The organism is Achromobacter xylosoxidans (assembly GCF_001457475.1).
Classification (GTDB): Bacteria; Pseudomonadota; Gammaproteobacteria; order Burkholderiales; family Burkholderiaceae_B; genus Achromobacter; species Achromobacter xylosoxidans.
On sequence record NZ_LN831029.1, the window covers coordinates 16,804 to 35,489 of the forward strand.

Below are 18,686 nucleotides of genomic sequence, written 5' to 3' on the forward strand. Positions count from 1 at the left end.
TTTTCTTTCGTTGTCCACAGGTCCTGAAGCATGAACTACAACTGGAGCTGGAGCATCTTCCTGGAGATGTCGCCCGACGGCGTGCATACCTTCCTGGAGACGATCCTGATCGGCGTGGGCTGGACCCTGGCGCTGGCCCTGACGGCATGGGTGTTTTCGCTGTTGCTGGGGTCGTGCCTGGGCGTGATGCGCACCGCCTCGTCGCGCCTGGCCAATGCCATCGGCGCGACCTATGTCGAGATTTTCCGCAATGTGCCGCTGCTGGTGCAGATGTTCCTGTGGTATTTCGTGCTGCCCGAGCTGTTGCCGCACGCCTGGGGCCTGGCGATGAAGCAGATGCCGCAGCCCTGGGGCCAATTCCTGCCGGCGGTGCTGTGCCTGGGCTTCTATGGCTCGGCGCGGGTGGCCGAGCAGCTGCGCGCGGGCATCCAGTCGCTGCCGCGCGGCCAGTTCCAGGCGGGCACGGCGCTGGGCCTGACCGAGACGCAGGTGTACCGCTACATCATCCTGCCCGAGGCCTATCGCATCGTGCTGCCGCCCCTGACCTCGGAATTCATGGGCACGATCAAGTATTCGTCGGTGGCGCTGACCATCGGCCTGCTGGAACTGACCGGCCAGACCCGCTCGATGGCCGAGTTCAGCTTCCATATCTTCGAGGCCTTCACGGCCGCGACCGTGATCTACCTGATCCTGAACGGCATCGTGGTGCTGGGCATGCGCCTGCTTGAACGCCATGTGGCGGTCCCCGGCCTGATCGGCGCGGCGGCCAGGAACGGGCGCTAGGAATCGACATGGGCAAATTCGATTTCGACGTCATCGGCAGCGCGCTGCCGTACTTGTTCCAGACCGGCATGACGTTCACGCTGACCCTGACGCTGCTGGCGGCGGTGATGGGGCTGGCGCTGGGCACGGTGCTGGCCATGATGCGGCTGTCGCGCTTCAGGATCCTGTCGGTGCCGGCGGGCATCTACGTGAACGTGATGCGTTCGGTGCCGCTGCTGCTGGTGATCTTCTGGTTCTATTTCCTGGTGCCCTACATCGCCGCCTGGATCGTGGGTTCGCCCACGCCGCTGCGGGTGGGCGCGTTCAACTCGGCGGTGGTCACGTTCACGCTGTTCGAGGCCGCGTACTTCTGCGAGATCATGCGCGCCGGCATCCAGTCGATCGCGCGCGGCCAGGTATCGGCCAGCATGGCGCTGGGCCTGAACCACTGGCAGGGCATGCGCTACGTGATCCTGCCGCAGGCAATTCGCAACATGGTGCCGGCGCTGCTGACGCGGGTCATCATCCTGTTCCAGGACACCTCGCTGGTGTATGTGCTGTCGCTGACCGACTTCCTGGGCGCGGCCGCCAAGATCGGCCAGCGCGATGGCCGGCTGGTGGAACTCTATCTCTTCGTGGCGGTGGTGTATTTCGTGATCTGTTTCACGGCATCCCGTCTGGTCAAACGGCTGGAAAAGCGCGTGCGGGTGCTGCGCTAGGCGCCCAGGTTATCCACAGGTCCAACGATGCAACTCTCTTCGAAACCCCCGATGATCGAGATCAAGCAGGTCAGCAAATGGTATGGCGATTTCCAGGTACTGGATGATTGCAGCACCACCGTTGGCCGCGGCGAGGTGGTGGTGGTGTGCGGCCCCTCCGGCTCGGGCAAGTCGACGCTGATCAAGACCGTGAACGCGCTCGAACCCTTCCAGAAGGGCGAGATCGTGGTCAACGGCATCCAGGTGGGCGATCCGCGCACCAACCTGCCCAAGCTGCGTTCGGTGGCCGGCATGGTGTTCCAGCACTTCGAGCTGTTCCCGCACCTGTCGGTGACCGAGAACCTGTGCCTGGGCCAGGTCAAGGTGCTCAAGCGCGGCAAGGACGAGGCCCGCGCCCGCGCGCTGGCGCTGCTGGAGCGGGTCGGCCTGTCGGCGCACAAGGACAAGCATCCGGGCGAGCTGTCCGGCGGCCAGCAGCAGCGCGTGGCGATCGCCCGCGCCCTGTCGATGGACCCGGTGGTGATGCTGTTCGACGAGCCGACCTCGGCGCTGGACCCGGAGATGGTCAACGAAGTGCTGGACGTGATGACCGACCTGGCCGGCGAAGGCATGACCATGATGGTGGTGACCCATGAAATGGGGTTCGCCCGCCGCGTCGCCGACCGTGTGATCTTCATGGACGGCGGCAAGATCGTCGAAGACTGCCCGAAGGCGGCCTTCTTCGACGATGTCGAGGCGCGCGCGCCGCGCACGCGCCAGTTTCTTTCCAAAATTCTGCAGCACTGATCGTTATGACCCAGCGGATTTCCGTCGACTCTTCCAGCGCACTCGTCGACCTGCGCAGCGACACGGTGACCCACCCCACCGCCGCCATGTACGAGCGCATGCGCACCGCCCCGATCGGTGACGACGGGCTCGACGGCGACCCCAGCGTGCGCGCGCTGGAGGCCCACGTGGCGGCGCGCCTGGGCAAGGAAGCCGGACTGTTCGTGCCCAGCTGCACCATGGCCAACCTGCTGGCCGTGCTGGCGCAGACCCAGCGCAACGAGCAGGTGGTGCTGGAGTCCGCCGCGCACATGTACACGTCCGAGCGCGGCGCCGCCACCTTCACCGGCCTGTTCTACCAGGGCGTGCCGGGCACCGATGGCGCCATGGACCTGAACCGCCTGGAAGACGCGATGCAATCCGGCGGCCACAAGCTCAAGACCGCGCTGGTGGCGATGGAAACCTCGCACAATAACGCCGGTGGCGCGGTGCTGCCGCTGGACCACATGCAGGCGGTCCATGGCATGGCGCAGGCCTGCGGCGTGCCGGTACACCTGGACGGCGCGCGTCTGTTCAACGCCGCCGTCGCGCTGGGCGTGGCGCCGGCCGAGATCACGCGCCACGCCGACACGGTGTCGCTGTGCCTGTCCAAAGGGCTGAGCGCGCCGGTGGGCGCGGTGCTGACTGGCACGCGCCCGGTGATGGCGCGCGCCCGCATGCTGCGCCGCATGTTGGGCGGCACCCAGCGGCAGGCCGGCATCATGGCCGCGGCCGGGCTGGAAGGCGTGCAGACCATGGGCGACCGGCTGGTCGAAGACCACGCGCGCGCCCGTCGCCTGAGCGACGGCCTGAACCGCCTGGACCCGTCCTTGTCGGCGACGGTGCCGCAGACCAACATCGTGCAGGTCGAGACCGCCGATACCGGCATGACCAATGCCCATTGGGTCACGGCGCTGGAAAGCGCGGGGTTGCTGACGCGTCCGTGGGGCCGCACGCGGTTGCGCTGCGTGACTCACCGCCATATCGACGACGAGGATATCGACCGCGCCATCGAGGCCTTCAAAAAGGTGCTGGCAAGCCGCTGAATCGGCGGTTTTCGGGGGCGGGCGATGCGATAATGCAGGGATGTCCGCTACCCACCTCTCCAAGAAAGATTATCTCTGCGCGCTGGCGGTAGTGGTGATCTGGGGCCTGAACTTCGTCGTCATGAAGATCGGCCTCAAAGGCCTCTCGCCCATGATGCTGGGGGCCTTGCGATTCGCCCTGGCGGCGTTCCCCCTCATCCTCTTCGTACGGCCGCCGCGCCTGCCGTGGCGCTGGATCGCGGCCTACGGGCTGGTGCAGGGCCTGGGCCAGTTCGGCCTGCTGTTCACGGCCCTCAAGTTCGGCATGCCGGCGGGCATGGCCTCGCTGGTGATCCAGACCCAGGCGTTCTTCACCTTGTTGCTGGCCGCGCCGATGCTGCGCGAGCGCGCCCGGCCGCATCACTGGGCCGGGCTGGCGGTGGCCGCGCTGGGCCTGGCGGTGATTGCCGCCGGCCGGGGCGAAGGGCCGGGGCAGATGACCATGGTGGGTTTCGTGCTGACGCTGGGCGCCGCGTTCATGTGGGCGGTGTCCAATATCATCGTGCGGCTGGCCAGCCGCAAGGCGCCCGGCTACGATCCATTCGCCTTCATCGCCTGGAGCAGCGCCGCGCCGGTGCTGCCCTTCCTGGCGCTGGCGGTGATGGCCGACGGCTGGGACGCGGTGGCGGCCATGATCCTGGGCATCGGCTGGGGCGAGGCGCTGTCGGTGCTGTACCTGGCGGTGCTGGCCACCTTGCTGGCGTATACGCTGTGGACGCAGCTGTTGACGCGCCATCCGGCCGCCAAGATCGCGCCATTCTCGCTGCTGGTGCCGGTGGTGGGCCTGTGGGCCGCGTCCGCGGCCTTCGACGAGCACCTGCGGCCGCTGCAATGGGCGGGCGCGGGCTGCGTGCTGGCGGGCCTGGTCATCAACCAGGTCGGCGGGCGCTGGCTGCGCAACCGCTGACGGCGTTGCGCGGGTCCCCTGCCGCGCCGCTCACGCGGCGGCCCTCATTCTTTCTCGCTCCGTCATTTGGATGAGCGGCGCGTCCGTCGCGGCGCGCTACAGCTGTTCGAAATGCGCGTAGCGCTTGTCGGTGTATTCGCGGCGCGTGACCATTTCGGTGACCTCGGCCCCTGGCGGGCCGCGCCGCAACCATTCCAGCATGTGGTCCACCTGGTCGGGCGTGCCCTGCACCAGGGCTTCGACCGTGCCATCCAGCATGTTCTGCACCCAGCCGCGCGCGCCCAGCAGGTGCGCGCGCCTGACGGCCGCGTGGCGATAGCCCACGCCTTGCACGGTGCCGCTGACGGTGACATGGACGGTTTCTATATGGGTGTCTTGCATTGGAATTCCTTCGGATGATGCGCCGCGGCGCGCCGGTGCATTAGACGCTTCCGGCTACAGCGGATGATCGATAGGCCCCCCGGGCATCGAAGCGATACGTTAGAGCACATGTCAAAACGTGCCAACGGGAACGCCCGCAAGCAAAGCTTGGAGAAGCCATTATGGAAGAGACCAGTTTGTTGTCGGAAGCAGAAACAGCGCGCTACAGGGAACAGGGCTACCTGGCTCTGCAAGATATGTGCCCACAGGACGAGGTGGGCTATATCCGGCGCACGCTGCTGGAATTGTTCGCGAACAAGACCGGCTACAACGAGGGGGCGCAATACGACTTCATCAGCCGCGACGACCCGTCCAAGCCGGCCAAGTTTCCCAGTCTGCACGATCCGCGCCATTATGCCCCGGGCCTGCTGAAGACCGCCTATCACGAGCGCACGCTGGAGCTGGCGCGCCAGTTGCTGGGCGAGGACGCCGCGCTGTATGGCGAGCACGCGTTGCTCAAGCCGGCGCTGGTCGGGCCCGAGACGCCGTGGCACCAGGACGAGGCATTCCGTTCGCCGGATTTCGTCTACAACGAGTTGAGCATCTGGCTGGCGCTGCAACCGGCGACGCTGGAGAACGGCTGCATGCAGTTCATTCCGGGATCGAACAAGGGCGAGGTGCTGGAGCATCGGTCGCCCGGCGGCGACAAGACGCTGCATCCGCTGGAATGCTGCGCTGACTTTCCGCGCGACCAGGCGGTGGCCGAGCCGCTGCAACCCGGCGGCTGCACCGTGCACGATGCGCGCACGCTGCATTTCACCGGCGCAAACACCTCGCCGCAGCCGCGCCTGGCGTACATCCTGATCTACAACACGCCGCCGGTCTACAAGCCGGGGCGGCGCGAATTTCCGTGGCTCGAAGGCCGCTGGACCGACAGCCAGACCCGCAAGAAGGAATGGCATCGCCGCGGCGGCCTGGCGGTGGACGTGATGCGGCGCCTGCCGGGGGCGCGCCTGACCAGCCCGCGCTGGGTGGCGTGGGCCACGATACGGGCGGTCAGCAAGGTCTGGCCGAGGTAGCGGTCGGCACACAGTGGCCGTGAAAGCGGTCGCGACGAATGGGGGACACGGGGCCGGCAAGGGGCGCTTGCCGGCCCCGGCGCGTATACTGGGCGGCGCCGCGGGGCCCTGGCACCCGGCGTGGACGGCGGGCGCCCTGGTCGGCGCAGCGGGTTCGCGCGGGGCCGGTCGCCGCGCAATCGCGTTCCACTTTCCCCAGAAAAACAACCATGACCGCTGACCTCTCCACGATCACCTGCATCGAAGACCTGCGCGCGATTGCGCGCAAGCGCGTGCCGCGCATGTTCTACGACTACGCCGATTCGGGCGCCTGGACGGAAGGCACGTACCGCGCCAACGAAAGCGATTTCCAGAAGATCAAGCTGCGCCAGCGCGTGGCGGTGAACATGGAAGGCCGCTCGCTGCGCACCACGCTGGTGGGCCAGGAGGCGGTGATGCCGCTGGCGATTTCGCCGACGGGCCTGACCGGCATGCAGCACGCCGATGGCGAGATCCTGGCGGCCAAGGCGGCGGCCGATTTCGGCGTGCCGTTCACGCTGTCGACCATGAGCATCTGCTCGCTGGAAGACGTGGCCGCGGCCACCGGCAAGCCGTTCTGGTTCCAGCTCTACGTGATGCGCGACCGCGAATTCGTCGGCGACCTGATCGACCGCGCCAAGGCCGCTGGCTGCTCGGCACTGGTGCTGACGCTGGACCTGCAGATCCTGGGGCAGCGCCACAAGGACATCAAGAACGGGCTGTCGACGCCGCCCAAGCCGACGATCCGCAACCTGATCAACCTGGCGACCAAGCCGCGCTGGTGCCTGGGCATGCTGGGCACCAAGCGCCGCACTTTCGGCAACATCGTCGGCCACGCCAAGGGCGTGAGCGACCTGTCGTCGCTGTCGTCGTGGACGGCCGAGCAGTTCGATCCGCGGTTGAGCTGGGACGATGTGGAATGGATCAAGCAGCGTTGGGGCGGCAAGCTGATCATCAAGGGCATCCTGGATGTCGAGGATGCGCAGCTGGCGGCCAACAGCGGCGCGGATGCGCTGATCGTCAGCAACCACGGCGGGCGCCAGCTCGATGGCGCGATGTCCTCGATCGCGGCGCTGCCGTCGATCGCGGATGCGGTGGGGTCGAAGATCGAAGTGTGGATGGATGGGGGCGTGCGCTCGGGGCAGGACATCCTCAAGGCGGTGGCGCTGGGCGCGCGCGGCGCGATGATCGGGCGGGCGTTCCTTTACGGCCTGGGCGCATATGGGCAGGCGGGCGTCAAGCGCGTGCTGGAGATCCTGTACAAGGAAATGGATACGACGATGGCGCTTTGCGGGCGGCGCAATATCGAAGTCGGGGATCGGAGCATTCTGCTGCCGGGGACTTATCCCGTTTGAGCGTTTCTCTGATCGGCTGGAAGCCGGTGGGTCGCTGTTGCGGCTTGCCGGCTTTTTGTTTTCTGCTCGCGAATCTTTCTTCGTAGGTCGGCCGGCGCGGCGAGGGGCGGGCGGGGCGCGCCTACGATTGCGGTCCGGAGCCTTCGCTCCGGACTGCCCCATCGTCATCCTCGTTGCCGCCTGCGGCGGCTGCCTACGGATTCCCTCGGGCGCATCTACACGGCGCGCCCCGCCCGCCCCTCGCCGCGCCGGCCTGCATATGTCGAGAGTTGAGGCGTTGTTGGAGCGGAGGGGGCATGAAGAGTGTGTGTTGCCCGTCATGGTCGGCTGCGCGGGCAGCCGGCCATGACTTACGCGATGTCTTGTGGTGGCGCGATGTGCGCTGCGCGACGTTGACGCGGGGCTGGGTTGGCCCGGCCCGGCCTTGGGTGGGAAGAGGGGCGGTGTGGCTGGTCGTTTCAGTCGCGGTTGCCGGTGCCGAGGAATTGGCTGGGGCGCCTTAGCGCCGGGTCGAAGGGGTTGAGTTGGGCGCTGATGCCGGCGGCTTCGCGGCGCAGGATTTCGACGATGAGGGGCAGGCGTTCGTCGCTGATGCGTTCGACGGGGGCGGCGATGCTGAGGGCGGCGACGGTGACGCCGTTGGGGTCGTGCACGGGAACGGCCAGGCCGGCGATGTTGGGGAAGATGCCCTGGCCCTTGCTGCGGGCGTATTGGAGTTCCTGGCATTCCTTGATGCCGGCGCGCATGGTGATTTCGTCGACGAAACCGAGGTGGTGCAGGCGCGGGATGTTGAAGCGCAGGACTTCCTCGCGTTCGGCTTCGGGCAGGTTGGCCAGCAGCAGCAGGCCGCCCTGGCCCAGGCCGAGCGGGACGCGGCCGCCGATGTCGCCGGTGTGCGAGCGGACCGGGAAGGCGCCGTCGATGCGGTCCAGGCAGACGGCGTCGAAGCCGCTGCGCACCAGCAGGAAGATGGTGTCGTTGAGCATGCCGCTCAGGCGCAGCATGGCGGGGCGGTAGATCGCGCGCAGGGTCGATTGGTGGTTGCCGGCGTTGGCGGCGAGCGAGAAGAAGGCGACGCTGAGCTGGTAGCCCTTGCTCTGCGCGGGCTGTTCGACCATGCCTTCCTGCACCAGGCCTTGCAATACGCGATGGACGGTGGCCTGGGCCTGGCCGGTGCGGGCGGCGATGTCGGTCAGGCGCAATTTTTCGCCCTTGGCGTCGGACAGGACACGCAGCACGGCGAAGGCGCGTTGCAGGACGCCCTGGGCGCCGGCGTCGTCGGCGGCTTCTGATTTCTTCATTGTTCAATTCCGATAATCAAAATATACGTCTGTATTTTTATCAGGAAATTCAGCTATACGGAAATAATAAGTAGAAAATTCGATTATTCGGAAAACCCTAATTGACCGGTCTTTTCGGCCCCTCCTAGACTGCCCTGCATCGATTGCAACGCGGGCGGGTCCCGCGCACCGCGCCTTACCGGGCAGGGGGTTGGAATATGTCATTTCTGCGGCTGGACAACGTCTCCAAGAATTACGGCGACCTGCGGGTGGTCTCGGACCTGAGCCTGGCGGTCGAGAAAGGGGAATTCGTGTCCTTGCTGGGACCCTCGGGCTGCGGCAAGACCACCACGCTGCAGATGATCGCGGGCTTTGCCGATGTGACGCGCGGCAGCATCACGCTCGATGGCCGCGACATCACCCATGCCAAGCCGAACACGCGCGGGCTGGGCATCGTGTTCCAGAGCTATGCGCTGTTCCCGCACCTGACGGTGGCGGACAACGTCGCATTTGGCCTGAAGATGCGCAAGGTCGAGCGCGCCGAGCGCCAGGCGCGGGTGCGCGAGGCGCTGGCGCTGGTGAAGCTGGACAAGCACGCCGACCGCTTTCCGCGTGAACTGTCGGGCGGGCAGCGCCAGCGGGTGGCGCTGGCGCGCGCGCTGGTGATCCGGCCGCCGGTGCTGCTGCTGGACGAACCGCTGTCGAACCTGGACGCCAAGCTGCGCGAGGACATGCAGTTCGAGCTGCGCAGCATCCAGAAGCAGATCGGCACCACCACCGTGATGGTGACGCACGACCAGGCCGAAGCGCTGTCGATCAGCGACCGCGTGGTGGTGATGCAGGACGGCCGCGCCACGCAGGTGGATGCGCCCTACCGCATGTACGAGCATCCGCAGAGCGAATTCATCTCGCGCTTCGTCGGCAAGACCAACCTGCTGCCGGGCCGCGTGACGCGCTGCGGCACGCAGGCCGAGGTGGAGACCGGTGCGCTGCGCGTGCTGGTCGACGGCGCGGGCCTGCGCCACGGCGACAGTGTGCAGTTGTCGCTGCGGCCGGAGAAGCTGGTGCCGGTGCCGGCGGGCCAGGGCAAGCTGTCCTGTGTGGTCAGCACCCGCTACTTCCTGGGCAGCCAGTGGATGTACGGGCTGGATTCGCCGGTGGGGGCGCTGACGGTGCTCACGCCCAACGACGGCCGCCGGCCGCACGACGATGGCGAACAGATCGGCCTGGACTGGGCCGAGGGCGTGCTGCGCGTGCTGCCCGTCGCGGCCGTTGCCGAAGAGGCCTGACATGGCGACGCTGACCCAACCCGGCGCCGCCAGCGCGCCCAAGCCGCGCACCGACGGGCTGCTGGCCATCCTCGGTTCGATTCCGCTGGCGATCGTGTTCCTGACGCTGGTGCTGACGCCGCTGGCGTTGACGCTGGTGCTGTCGTTCCGCCCGTTCGACTACAGCGCGGGCATCCTGCCCGGGCACACCTTCGAACACTACCTGGCGGTGGTGACCGACAGCTATTTCCTGGAGATCTTCTGGCGCACATTCTGGATCGCGGGCGTGACCACGCTGATCTGCGTGCTGATCGGCGCGCCCGAGGCCTACATCCTGTCGCGCATGGGCAAGCCGTGGCGTTCGATCTTCCTGCTGGTGGTGCTGTCGCCGCTCTTGATCTCGCTGGTGGTGCGCGCCTTCGGCTGGAGCATGCTGCTGGGGCCGGGCGGGGCCATCGGCCGCGCGGCCGCGGCGCTGGGCCTGGGGCCGCTGCTGTACACGCCCACCGCGGTCATCATCGGCCTGGTGCACGTGATGCTGCCGTTCATGGTGATCCCGGTGTGGACCTCGCTGCAGAAGCTGGACCCGACCGTGGAGCATGCGGCGCTGTCGCTCAATGCGTCGCGCTTGCAGACGCTGCTGCGCATCGTGCTGCCGCAGGCCATGCCGGGCATCCTGTCGGGCAGCCTGATCGTGTTCGGGCTGTCGGCCAGTTCGTTCGCGATTCCCGCGCTGCTGGGCGGACGCCGCCTGAAGATGGTGGCCACGGTGGTCTACGACGAATTCCTGACCGAACTGAACTGGCCGCTGGGCGCGGCCATCGCCATCGTGCTGCTGGTGGTCAACGTCGTCATCATGATGGCGTACAACCGCGTGGTGGAACGTTCCTACCGGCGCAGCCTGGGTTGAGCGAGGACAGCGATCATGCAGAAGAACGGTCCCTTCGCCCTGCTCTTCAATGCCCTGGTGGTGCTGTTCGTGCTGGCGCCGCTGGCCATCGTGTGCCTGGTGGCGTTCACTCCCGAGTCGACGCTGACGGTGCCGACCACGCAGTTTTCGCTGCGCTGGTTCCACGCGGTGTTCGAGCATCCCAACTTCATGCAGGCGTTCCAGAACAGCCTGTGGCTGGCGTTCCTGTCGGCCAGCATCGCCGTGTGCCTGGCGCTGCCGGCGGCCATCGCCATTACGCGCTACCGCTTTCCGGGACGCGATGCGCTCAACGGCCTGTTCCTGTCGCCGCTGATGATCCCGCACCTGGTGCTGGGCGTGGCGCTGCTGCGCTTTTTCGCGCTGCTGGGCACCACCGGCAGCTTCGGCTGGCTGGTGTTCAGCCACGTGGTGGTGATCACGCCCTACGTGATGCGGCTGGTGATCGGCGCGCTGGTGGGCTTTGACCGCTCGGTCGAGCACGCCGCGCTGTCGCTGGGCGCGAGCCGCGCCACCGTGTTCTTCCAGGTGACGCTGCCGCTCATCATTCCGGGCGTGTCGGGCGGCTGGCTGCTGGCCTTCATCAACAGTTTCGACGAGCTGACCATGTCGGTGTTCATCACCGCGCCGTCGACCATCACCCTGCCGGTGCGCATGTACATGTATGCCACCGAGTCGATCGATCCGATGATGGCGGCCGTGTCGGCGCTGGTGATCGGCCTGACCGCGGTGACCATGCTGCTGCTGGACCGCGTCTACGGCCTGGACCGCGTGCTGGTGGGACAGAAATGACGATCAAGCCGGGTACGCAACAGGAGACCCCGCCATCATGGCAATACTGAAACGCCTGGCCGAAACGGCCCGGCCCGCCGTCGCCTTCACGCTGGACGGCAAACCCTGCACCGCGCTGGCCGGCGATACCGTGCTGACGGCGGTGCTGACGCAGGCCGAACGCCTGCGCGTGTCGGAATTCGGCGGCGGGCCGCGCGCCGGTTTCTGCATGATGGGCGCCTGCCAGGACTGCTGGATGCAGCGCGAGGACGGCACGCGGCTGCGCGCCTGTTCCACCTACATCGAAGCCGGCATGCGCCTGCGCAGCGCGCCGCTGCGCGCGGAATACGTGCCGGGCACGCTGGCGGCGGAGGGCGACGCATCATGATCCTGCCCGTGATCGTGGGGGCCGGTCCGGCCGGCATCCGCGCCGCGCAGACGCTGGTGGCGCAGGGCCTGCGGCCGGTGGTGCTGGACGAGGCGCCGCGCGCCGGCGGCCAGATCTACCGCCAGCCGCCGCCGGGCTTCGCGCGATCCAAGGCGGCGTTGTACGGCTTCGAGCACCGCAAGGCCGATGCGCTGCACCGCAAGATGGACGAGCTGGCGCCGCAACTGGACTACCGGCCCGGCAGCCTGGTGTGGAACGCCGAAGGCAAGACGCTCGATGTGCTGCGCGACGGCAAGAGCGCGCCCGTGCCCTACACCCATTTGATCCTGGCCACCGGCGCCACCGACCGCGTGCTGCCGTTCCCGGGCTGGCTGACGCCGGGCGTGTACACCCTGGGCGGTTCGCAGGTGGCGTTGAAGCACCAGGGCTGCGCCATCGGCGAGCGCGTCGCGTTCCTGGGCACCGGCCCCCTGCTCTATCTGGTCGCCTATCAGTACGCCAAGGCCGGCGCCCGTGTTGTCGCGGTGCTGGATACCTCGCGCTTCGCCGACCGCCTGGCGGCCTTGCCCGCCATGCTGCGCGCGCCGGGCCTGCTGGCCAAGGGGCTGTACTACATGGCCTGGCTGCGCGCGCATGGCGTGCCGATGGCCAGCGGCGTGCGGCCGGTGCGGGCCGAGGGCGAGACGCGCGTCACCGGGCTGGTCTACCGCCAGGGATCGCGCCAGCGGCGGGTGGATTGCGACGCGTTGGGCTACGGCCTGTCGCTGCGCTCCGAAACGCAACTGGCCAGCCTGGCGGGCTGCCAGTTCATTTTCAACGCGCGTGACCGTGCCTGGACGCCGCGCCTGGACGCGGCCGGACGCAGCAGCGTGGCCGGCGTGTACGTGGCTGGCGATGGCGCCGGCATCGGCGGCGCCGACGCGGCCGAGCTGGCCGGCGAGCGCGCCGCGCTCGCCTTGCTGGAGGATGCGGGCCATGCGCAGCCGGCGCAGCGGGCGCGCGAACTCGAAGCGCGCCTGGCCGCCAATGGCCGCGTGCGCGATGCGCTGGAGCGCGCCTTCCCGTTTCCCGAGGATTGGGCCGCCGCCATCGCTGACGACACCGTGGTATGCCGCTGCGAGGAAGTCACCGCCGGCACACTGCGCGCCGTGATCCATGGCACCGGCGCGCGCGAGCTGAACCGCCTGAAGGCGCTGACGCGCGTCGGCATGGGACGCTGCCAGGGCCGCATGTGCGGCGCCGGCGCGGCCGAAGTGCTGGCGCACGCCTGCGGCGCCGGACTGGACGGCGTCGGCCGCCTGCGCGGCCAGCCGCCGGTCAAGCCGATTCCCGTGGATATCGTCTATCTCGATCGCACGGAGAAGGACGCGCCATGAGCGAACGCATCGACACCGAAGTCGCCATCCTCGGCGGTGGCATCGTCGGCGGCAGCGCCGCGCTGTTCCTGCGCCGGCTGGGCGTGCCGGTGGTGCTGCTGGAGGCCGCGCTGTGCGGCGCCCGCGCCAGCGGCGTCAACTACGGCGGCGTGCGCCGCCAGGGCCGTGGCCTGGAGCAGATGCCGCTGGCGCGCCGCGCGCACGAATTGTGGGGCCAACTGCCGCAACTGATCGGCATCGACGGCGAATACGTGCGCTCGGGCCACTTGAAGTTGGCGTGCTCGGATGCGGACCTGGACGCCTTGCACGCCTATCGCGCGCAGACCCGCGGCTTCGGCATGAACCTGGAAATGCTGGACCGCGCCGCGCTGGCGCGGCGCTTCGGCTGGCTGGGCGCGCACGTGGTGGGCGGCTCGTTCTGTCCCGAGGACGGCCACGCCAACCCGCGCCTGGTCTCGCCCGCCTTTGGCCGCGCGGCCCGCGCGCTGGGCGCAGACGTGCGCGAATCGACCCGCGTCACCGAAGCGGTCCATGACGGCGACCGCTTCATCCTGCGCGCCGGCGACGCGCTGGAGGTGCGTTCGCGCTTCCTGCTCAATTGCGCCGGAGCGTGGGCCGGACGCTTCGCGCAGGACTTCGGCGAGAGCGTGCCCGAGACTTCCATCCATCCGCTGATGATGGTGACCGAGCCGCTGCCGCTGTTCATGGACGTCAGCCTGGGCATGCAGGGTGGCGGCATCTATGCGCGGCAGGTGGCGCGCGGCAATTGCGTCATCGGCGGCGGCCGCGCCGTGTCCGCCGGCCCCGATTACGCCCGTCCCGGCCGCGAGGCGCTGGGCCCGCTGATGGCCAACGCCGCGCGCCTGCTGCCGCCATTGCGCGGCGCGCAGGTCATCCGCTTCTGGACCGGGGTCGAGGGCAACATGCCCGACCACAATCCCGTGCTGGGCCCCAGCGCCACCGTGCCGGGTCTGTTCCATGCTTTCGGCCTGTCGGGCGCGGGCTTCCAGATCGGCCCCGCCGTGGGCGAAGTGCTTTCCGAACTGGTCGTTAACGGCCGGTCTTCCATTCCCATCGACGCCTTCGGCATCGGACGATACACGGGGACCGCTCACGGCGCCGTGGCTCGGTTGGGGCCTGTTCGTGAGCAAACGCTGGAGTCACCATGAAGCACAACAAACAGGGCGTTCGCCGCCCGTCCAAGGGGAAGTGGCTGCTGGGCCTGGCGCTGGCCGCGCTGTCGGCGGGCGCCATGGCGCAGCAGAAGACGCTGTACGTCGGCATGAACGGCGGCGACATGGAACGCGCCTTCACGCAGTACGTGTTCCCGGATTTCGAGAAGGCCAACAACGTCAAGATCGTGGTGGTGCCCGGCACCTCCACCGACGTGCTGGCCAAGGCCCAGGCGTTCAAGGACAAGCCGCAGATGCACGTCATGTTCCTGGACGATGGCATCATGGCGCGCGCCATTTCCATGGGCCTGTGCGAGCCGCTCAATGACGACCCGGTGCTCAAGGACCTGTACCCCACCGCCGTCATGAAGGACCGCATGGCCGCCGGCATCGACATCGGCATGACCGGCCTGGGCTACAACACCCGCCTGTTCAAGGACAAGGGCTGGGCGCCGCCGACCTCGTGGGTGGACCTGGCCGATCCCAAGTTCAAGGGCAAGGTGGTGTTCCAGTCGGCCTCGGGTAGCACCTTCGGCCTGCACGGCTTCCTGATGTTCAACCGCATCCAGGGCGGCAACGACCAGAACACCGAGCCCGGCTTCAAGCAGTGGCCGTCCACCATCGGCCCCAACGTGCTGGAATACATCCCCAATTCGGCCAAGCTGGCCGAGATGATCCAGTCCAACGAAGCCGCCATCTTCCCGCTCACGCCCACCGCCATCGCCCGCCTGAAAAAGCGCGACATCCCGGTGGAATACGCCCAGCCCAAGGAAGGCTCGGTGATCCTGATGGTGGCCGAATGCGTCATCGCCAAGAACAGCGAGCCGGAACTGGCGCAGAAGCTGGCGCTGTACCTGCTGTCGCCGCAGGCGCAGGCCAAGGCACTGGAAATGGGCGGCCATTTCCCGTCCAATAAGAACGTTCAACCGCCGGCCGGCACCGAAGAAGCGCTCAAGCGCTTCCAGGGCTACATGGCCAACGCCAAGATCCTGGACTGGGACCAGATCAACGCCACCCGTCCCGCCTTCAACGCGCGCTGGAACCGCACGGTCGAACGCTGACGTCAGGCGCGCCGCGCCGTCCGCGCATCGCGGGCGGCACGGCGCCGATCACACCCAGGGCGCGCGCGCCCGCAACGCAGGAGGCCAGGCATGCGGCTCATCATCAGGTCCGGCGGCGAATCGGCCATGGAAGAATGGCGCGAGCAGTTCAAGCGCCACGCGCCCGATCTGGAGATCGTCAGCTGGTTCGACGACGTCGACCCCGCCTCGATCGACTACGCCCTGGTCTGGGCCCCCGACCCCGGCCGCCTGGCAACCTTCCCCAACCTCAAGCTCATCATCAGCGCCGGCGCCGGCGTCGACCACATCGTCTCCGACCCCGCCTGGCCGCGCCACCTGCGCATCGCCCGCATGGTCACGCCGCGCACCGAAACCGAGATGGCCGAGTTCGTGCTGACCAGCGCCCTGATGCTGACGCGCGACCTCAAGCGCGCCATCGACCAGCAGGCCTGCCGCCACTGGGAACTGTACGACTCGCTGCGCGTGGCCGCCGACATGCGCGTCGGCATCATGGGCCTGGGCCACCTCGGCATCGCCGCCGCCCGCCTGCTGGCCAAGGTCGGTTTCCCCGTCAGCGGCTGGTCGCGCGGCGCCACCACCTTGCCCGACGGCCTGCCGTCCTACGCCGGCCCCGACCAGTTCCCCGAATTCCTGTCCCGCACCGACCTGCTGGTCTGCCTGCTCCCCGCCACCGAAGCCACCCGCGGCATCCTCAACCGCGACACCTTCGCCCACCTGCCGCGCGGCGCCAGCCTCATCAACGCCGGCCGCGGCAGCCACATGGTCACGCAGGACCTTCTCGACGCCCTGGACAGCGGTCACCTGCACCAGGCCTTGCTGGACGTCTTCGACCCCGAACCCCTGCCGCCCGAGTCCCCCCTCTGGACCCACCCCAACATCATCATCACCCCCCACTGCGCCGCCATCCCCGACCGCCAGGAACGCGCCCGCCACACCGCCTGGCTCATCACCGCCAACGAACGCGGCGAGGCCCTGCCCAACATCTACGACCCCGTTCGCGGCTACTGAAAACACCGCCAAGCACTTATCCACAGCCGGGGCGTTGCGCAAGAAAACCAAGGCCTGTGGAAAACCCGCTTTCCTCCCCCAGCGCCGGTAAAGTGAAATCAACAAGAGCCAGGAGCGCCGTGCCGAGGGGTGGGCGGGGCGTGTAGACGCGCCCGACGGAATCCGAAGGAGCCGCAGGCGACGAGGATGAGGATGGGGCAGTCCGGAGCGAACGCTCCGGACCGCAGTCGTAGCCCCGCCCACCCCTCGGCACGGCGCTCCTGGCGTCTAAAGAACGCCGCCCTCCACCAGCAAAAAAACTCCATCCACCCAACAAAAAAACCGCAAAATCTGCAAACCAAGGCCGCCTACATTGCTCCCCAAGGAGCCACGCAATTGAAACCCCAAACTCGCGCCACCTACGCCCACCGCCTGGACCCCGTCCTGCGCTGGCTGGCAAGCCACCCCGACGCCGACCCCGACCTCTACCAGTTGGCCGACCTGGCTTGCCTCTCGCCCTATCACTTCCACCGCGTCTACCGCGCCGTGATGGGCGAAACCGTGAACGCCACCGTGCAACGCATCCGCATGCATCGCGCGGCCGTCTCGCTGGGCAGCACCGGGGATTCCTTGCGTGACGTGGCGCAGCGCGCCGGCTATGAGTCGGACGCCGCCTTCAACCGCGCGTTCGGCGCGACCTTCGGCATCCCGCCGGGGCGCTACCGCGCGACCCGCTCCCGACCCTTCGACCCCAAGGAGCTAGGCATGTACCCCATCACCATCGAAACCTTCCCCGGCGCCGTGCTGGCCGCCCTGCCGCACCATGGCAGCTACCAGGAAATCGGCCCGGTCTTCACCCGCGCCTTCATGCTCGCGGCCAGCCGCGGCCTGGCGCGTCCCGAGGCCATCGGCTTCGGCGTCTACTTCGACGACCCCGAGCAGGTGCCGCCGGCCCAGTTGCGCTCGATGGCAGGCGTATCGGTCGCGCCCGACGCCGAGCTGGGCGACGAACTGGAACGCTTCGAGATCCCCGCCATCCGCTGCGCGGTGCTGACCTACACCGGCCCGTACAACGAGATGGACAAGCCCTACAACTGGATGTTCTCGGAATGGCTGCCCGCCAGCGGCATGGTGCCGGCGGACTTCCCCATGTTCGAGCAGTACCTGAACGACCCGCGCAGCACGCCGCCCGCGCAATTGCAGACGCGTATCTGCATGCCGTTGAAGTAAGCGCCGCAAGCCGCGCGATGGCCCGCGTTGACGCGGCCGTCGCGCGCGGCACGGGCGCGGCTTCGCGCCGCCGTTAGCCCAGCACGCTCGCCAGATATTGCCGCAGCCACGCATGCGCCGGATCGTCCTGGTAGCGCTCGTGCCAGTACAGCGACACCGTGATCGCCGGCAGGCTCAGCGGCGCCTTGAGCGTGACGATGCGCGCGCTGCCCGACATGGCCTTGGCGATGCTCACCGGCATCGTCGCGATCAGGTCCGAGGCCTCGACGATGAACGGGCACACCATGTAGCTCGACAGCGTCGCCACGATGCGGCGGCTGCGGTTCTGTCCCATCAGGATGCGGTCGATGGCCTTGCTGAAGTAGCGCGTGTGGGCCGCCAGGTCCAGGTGCCCGTAGCTCAGGTAGGCGTCCAGGTTCCAGCGCTTGCGCAGACAGGGATGGCCTTCGCGCACGATGCACACCGCCGGTTCCTGGTACAGGAAGCGCGTGCGCAGGTCCGGCGCCGGGTCCGGAAAGTAGCCGGCGATCAGTTCCACATGATTGGTGTCCAGCATGCTCAGGCCGTGCTGCGGCCGCGCCGGCACGATCAACAGCTGGAAGTGCGGTGCATCCACCGCCAGGCGCGGAATCAGCTTGGGCAGCAGCGTGTATTGCACATAGTCGGTGGCATAGAACGACAGGCTGCGGGCCGAGTGCGCCGGGTCGAACACCTCGCGCGTACGGGTGGCGCGGCGCCAACCTTCCAACAGCGGCAGAAAGCCCTGGTGCAGTTCGTGCGCGCGCTGCGTCGGCTGCCACGCGCCGCCTTCGCGCACCAGCAGCGGATCGCCGAACAGTTGCCGCAGACGGTTCATCGCGGCGCTCATGGCGGGTTGGCTGATGCCGAGTTGTTCGGCCGCGCGCGACACATTGCGGCAGGTCATCAATGCGTCGAAATGCACAAGCAGATTCAGGTCCGGATGCTTCACCGCCGCCTACCTATAAATGGCATCTATATCAATATAAACCGCAAGGACTGCTGGCGCGCGCCGCCCAGGCCTAGGATGTTCCCGTTGTTGCAGTGAACCCGGGGCAATGCCTCTCAGGCTCGGCATCCATGATCGGGCCGCAAGG

Annotated in this window: 19 protein-coding genes; 16 read left to right on the plus strand and 3 right to left on the minus strand. The window is 67.9% G+C overall.

Annotated elements, in window-relative coordinates:
* Positions 1-30 precede the first annotated feature (30 nt).
* Genes AT699_RS00075 through AT699_RS00095 form a run of 5 tightly spaced genes read left to right on the plus strand, consistent with a single transcriptional unit; the run spans position 31 to position 4,277 of the window.
* Positions 31-783, plus strand: coding sequence for an amino acid ABC transporter permease (locus AT699_RS00075; RefSeq protein WP_024067312.1), 753 nt, complete (start codon positions 31-33; stop codon positions 781-783).
* Positions 784-791: 8 nt separating this feature from the next.
* The gene (locus AT699_RS00080) at positions 792-1,481 is read left to right on the plus strand and encodes an amino acid ABC transporter permease (protein WP_006389523.1); all 690 of its coding nucleotides are present in this window, start codon (positions 792-794) and stop codon (positions 1,479-1,481) included.
* Between the two features lie 51 nt (positions 1,482-1,532).
* Positions 1,533-2,267 (plus strand): amino acid ABC transporter ATP-binding protein, encoded by a 735-nt coding sequence (locus tag AT699_RS00085; RefSeq protein ID WP_006389522.1) that lies wholly within the window; start codon positions 1,533-1,535, stop codon positions 2,265-2,267.
* A gap of 5 nt (positions 2,268-2,272) precedes the next feature.
* Positions 2,273-3,331: a threonine aldolase family protein gene (locus AT699_RS00090; RefSeq protein WP_006389521.1), complete on the plus strand. Its 1,059-nt coding sequence runs from the start codon at positions 2,273-2,275 to the stop codon at positions 3,329-3,331.
* Between the two features lie 40 nt (positions 3,332-3,371).
* Positions 3,372-4,277 carry an EamA family transporter gene (locus AT699_RS00095; RefSeq protein ID WP_006389520.1) on the plus strand — a complete coding sequence of 302 codons (906 nt, stop codon included), beginning with the start codon at positions 3,372-3,374 and terminating at the stop codon, positions 4,275-4,277.
* Between the two features lie 96 nt (positions 4,278-4,373).
* Here AT699_RS00095 and AT699_RS00100 read toward each other — a convergent pair whose 3' ends face one another.
* A complete protein-coding gene (locus AT699_RS00100) occupies positions 4,374-4,658 on the minus strand; it encodes an acylphosphatase (protein WP_006389519.1) in 285 nt (94 codons plus the stop codon).
* Between the two features lie 161 nt (positions 4,659-4,819).
* On the opposite strand from AT699_RS00100, the gene AT699_RS00105 reads away from it, so the two are divergent.
* Positions 4,820-5,716 carry a phytanoyl-CoA dioxygenase family protein gene (locus AT699_RS00105; RefSeq protein ID WP_024067313.1) on the plus strand — a complete coding sequence of 299 codons (897 nt, stop codon included), beginning with the start codon at positions 4,820-4,822 and terminating at the stop codon, positions 5,714-5,716.
* Positions 5,717-5,925: 209 nt separating this feature from the next.
* Complete coding sequence (locus tag AT699_RS00110) at positions 5,926-7,089, plus strand: alpha-hydroxy acid oxidase (RefSeq protein WP_006389517.1); 1,164 nt, start codon at positions 5,926-5,928, stop codon at positions 7,087-7,089.
* 458 nt (positions 7,090-7,547) lie between these two features.
* Here AT699_RS00110 and AT699_RS00115 read toward each other — a convergent pair whose 3' ends face one another.
* The gene (locus tag AT699_RS00115) at positions 7,548-8,390 is read right to left on the minus strand and encodes an IclR family transcriptional regulator (RefSeq protein ID WP_020925758.1); all 843 of its coding nucleotides are present in this window, start codon (positions 8,388-8,390) and stop codon (positions 7,548-7,550) included.
* A gap of 197 nt (positions 8,391-8,587) precedes the next feature.
* Here AT699_RS00115 and AT699_RS00120 point away from each other — a divergent pair, with 197 nt between their 5' ends.
* The 9 genes from AT699_RS00120 (at position 8,588) to AT699_RS00160 (ending at position 17,571) form a co-directional block, all read left to right on the plus strand.
* The gene (locus tag AT699_RS00120) at positions 8,588-9,658 is read left to right on the plus strand and encodes an ABC transporter ATP-binding protein (RefSeq protein ID WP_024067314.1); all 1,071 of its coding nucleotides are present in this window, start codon (positions 8,588-8,590) and stop codon (positions 9,656-9,658) included.
* Position 9,659: 1 nt separating this feature from the next.
* Entirely contained in the window at positions 9,660-10,547 is an 888-nt protein-coding gene (locus tag AT699_RS00125; RefSeq protein ID WP_006389514.1) for an ABC transporter permease, read from the plus strand.
* A 15-nt stretch (positions 10,548-10,562) separates the two neighbouring features.
* Positions 10,563-11,357, plus strand: coding sequence for an ABC transporter permease (locus AT699_RS00130; protein ID WP_024067315.1), 795 nt, complete (start codon positions 10,563-10,565; stop codon positions 11,355-11,357).
* 37 nt (positions 11,358-11,394) lie between these two features.
* A complete protein-coding gene (locus AT699_RS00135; protein ID WP_020925754.1) occupies positions 11,395-11,724 on the plus strand; it encodes a (2Fe-2S)-binding protein in 330 nt (109 codons plus the stop codon).
* Complete coding sequence (locus AT699_RS00140; RefSeq protein ID WP_024067316.1) at positions 11,721-13,100, plus strand: FAD/NAD(P)-dependent oxidoreductase; 1,380 nt, start codon at positions 11,721-11,723, stop codon at positions 13,098-13,100. Before AT699_RS00135 ends, AT699_RS00140 begins: the two co-directional genes overlap by 4 nt.
* Positions 13,097-14,269 carry an NAD(P)/FAD-dependent oxidoreductase gene (locus tag AT699_RS00145; RefSeq protein WP_024067317.1) on the plus strand — a complete coding sequence of 391 codons (1,173 nt, stop codon included), beginning with the start codon at positions 13,097-13,099 and terminating at the stop codon, positions 14,267-14,269. Before AT699_RS00140 ends, AT699_RS00145 begins: the two co-directional genes overlap by 4 nt.
* Entirely contained in the window at positions 14,266-15,333 is a 1,068-nt protein-coding gene (locus tag AT699_RS00150; RefSeq protein ID WP_024067318.1) for an ABC transporter substrate-binding protein, read from the plus strand. The genes AT699_RS00145 and AT699_RS00150 overlap by 4 nt, the downstream gene beginning before the upstream one ends.
* Before the next feature lie 90 nt (positions 15,334-15,423).
* Positions 15,424-16,362 carry a 2-hydroxyacid dehydrogenase gene (locus AT699_RS00155; protein WP_024067319.1) on the plus strand — a complete coding sequence of 313 codons (939 nt, stop codon included), beginning with the start codon at positions 15,424-15,426 and terminating at the stop codon, positions 16,360-16,362.
* A gap of 375 nt (positions 16,363-16,737) precedes the next feature.
* Positions 16,738-17,571 carry an AraC family transcriptional regulator gene (locus tag AT699_RS00160; protein ID WP_006389506.1) on the plus strand — a complete coding sequence of 278 codons (834 nt, stop codon included), beginning with the start codon at positions 16,738-16,740 and terminating at the stop codon, positions 17,569-17,571.
* Positions 17,572-17,644: 73 nt separating this feature from the next.
* On the opposite strand, the gene AT699_RS00165 is transcribed toward AT699_RS00160, so the two are convergent.
* Positions 17,645-18,541: a LysR family transcriptional regulator gene (locus AT699_RS00165; RefSeq protein ID WP_024067320.1), complete on the minus strand. Its 897-nt coding sequence runs from the start codon at positions 18,539-18,541 to the stop codon at positions 17,645-17,647.
* Positions 18,542-18,686: the final 145 nt, after the last annotated feature.

Excerpts from the sequence above, each read along its gene's own strand:
- AT699_RS00075 (WP_024067312.1), top strand. The coding sequence starts at position 31 with ATGAACTACAACTGGAGCTGGAGCATCTTCCTGGAGATGTCGCCCGAC.
- AT699_RS00080 (WP_006389523.1), top strand. The coding sequence starts at position 792 with ATGGGCAAATTCGATTTCGACGTCATCGGCAGCGCGCTGCCGTACTTG.
- AT699_RS00085 (WP_006389522.1), top strand. The coding sequence starts at position 1,533 with ATGATCGAGATCAAGCAGGTCAGCAAATGGTATGGCGATTTCCAGGTA.
- AT699_RS00090 (WP_006389521.1), top strand. The coding sequence starts at position 2,273 with ATGACCCAGCGGATTTCCGTCGACTCTTCCAGCGCACTCGTCGACCTG.
- AT699_RS00095 (WP_006389520.1), top strand. The coding sequence starts at position 3,372 with ATGTCCGCTACCCACCTCTCCAAGAAAGATTATCTCTGCGCGCTGGCG.
- AT699_RS00100 (WP_006389519.1), bottom strand. The coding sequence starts at position 4,658 with ATGCAAGACACCCATATAGAAACCGTCCATGTCACCGTCAGCGGCACC.
- AT699_RS00105 (WP_024067313.1), top strand. The coding sequence starts at position 4,820 with ATGGAAGAGACCAGTTTGTTGTCGGAAGCAGAAACAGCGCGCTACAGG.
- AT699_RS00110 (WP_006389517.1), top strand. The coding sequence starts at position 5,926 with ATGACCGCTGACCTCTCCACGATCACCTGCATCGAAGACCTGCGCGCG.
- AT699_RS00115 (WP_020925758.1), bottom strand. The coding sequence starts at position 8,390 with ATGAAGAAATCAGAAGCCGCCGACGACGCCGGCGCCCAGGGCGTCCTG.
- AT699_RS00120 (WP_024067314.1), top strand. The coding sequence starts at position 8,588 with ATGTCATTTCTGCGGCTGGACAACGTCTCCAAGAATTACGGCGACCTG.
- AT699_RS00125 (WP_006389514.1), top strand. The coding sequence starts at position 9,660 with ATGGCGACGCTGACCCAACCCGGCGCCGCCAGCGCGCCCAAGCCGCGC.
- AT699_RS00130 (WP_024067315.1), top strand. The coding sequence starts at position 10,563 with ATGCAGAAGAACGGTCCCTTCGCCCTGCTCTTCAATGCCCTGGTGGTG.
- AT699_RS00135 (WP_020925754.1), top strand. The coding sequence starts at position 11,395 with ATGGCAATACTGAAACGCCTGGCCGAAACGGCCCGGCCCGCCGTCGCC.
- AT699_RS00140 (WP_024067316.1), top strand. The coding sequence starts at position 11,721 with ATGATCCTGCCCGTGATCGTGGGGGCCGGTCCGGCCGGCATCCGCGCC.
- AT699_RS00145 (WP_024067317.1), top strand. The coding sequence starts at position 13,097 with ATGAGCGAACGCATCGACACCGAAGTCGCCATCCTCGGCGGTGGCATC.
- AT699_RS00150 (WP_024067318.1), top strand. The coding sequence starts at position 14,266 with ATGAAGCACAACAAACAGGGCGTTCGCCGCCCGTCCAAGGGGAAGTGG.
- AT699_RS00155 (WP_024067319.1), top strand. The coding sequence starts at position 15,424 with ATGCGGCTCATCATCAGGTCCGGCGGCGAATCGGCCATGGAAGAATGG.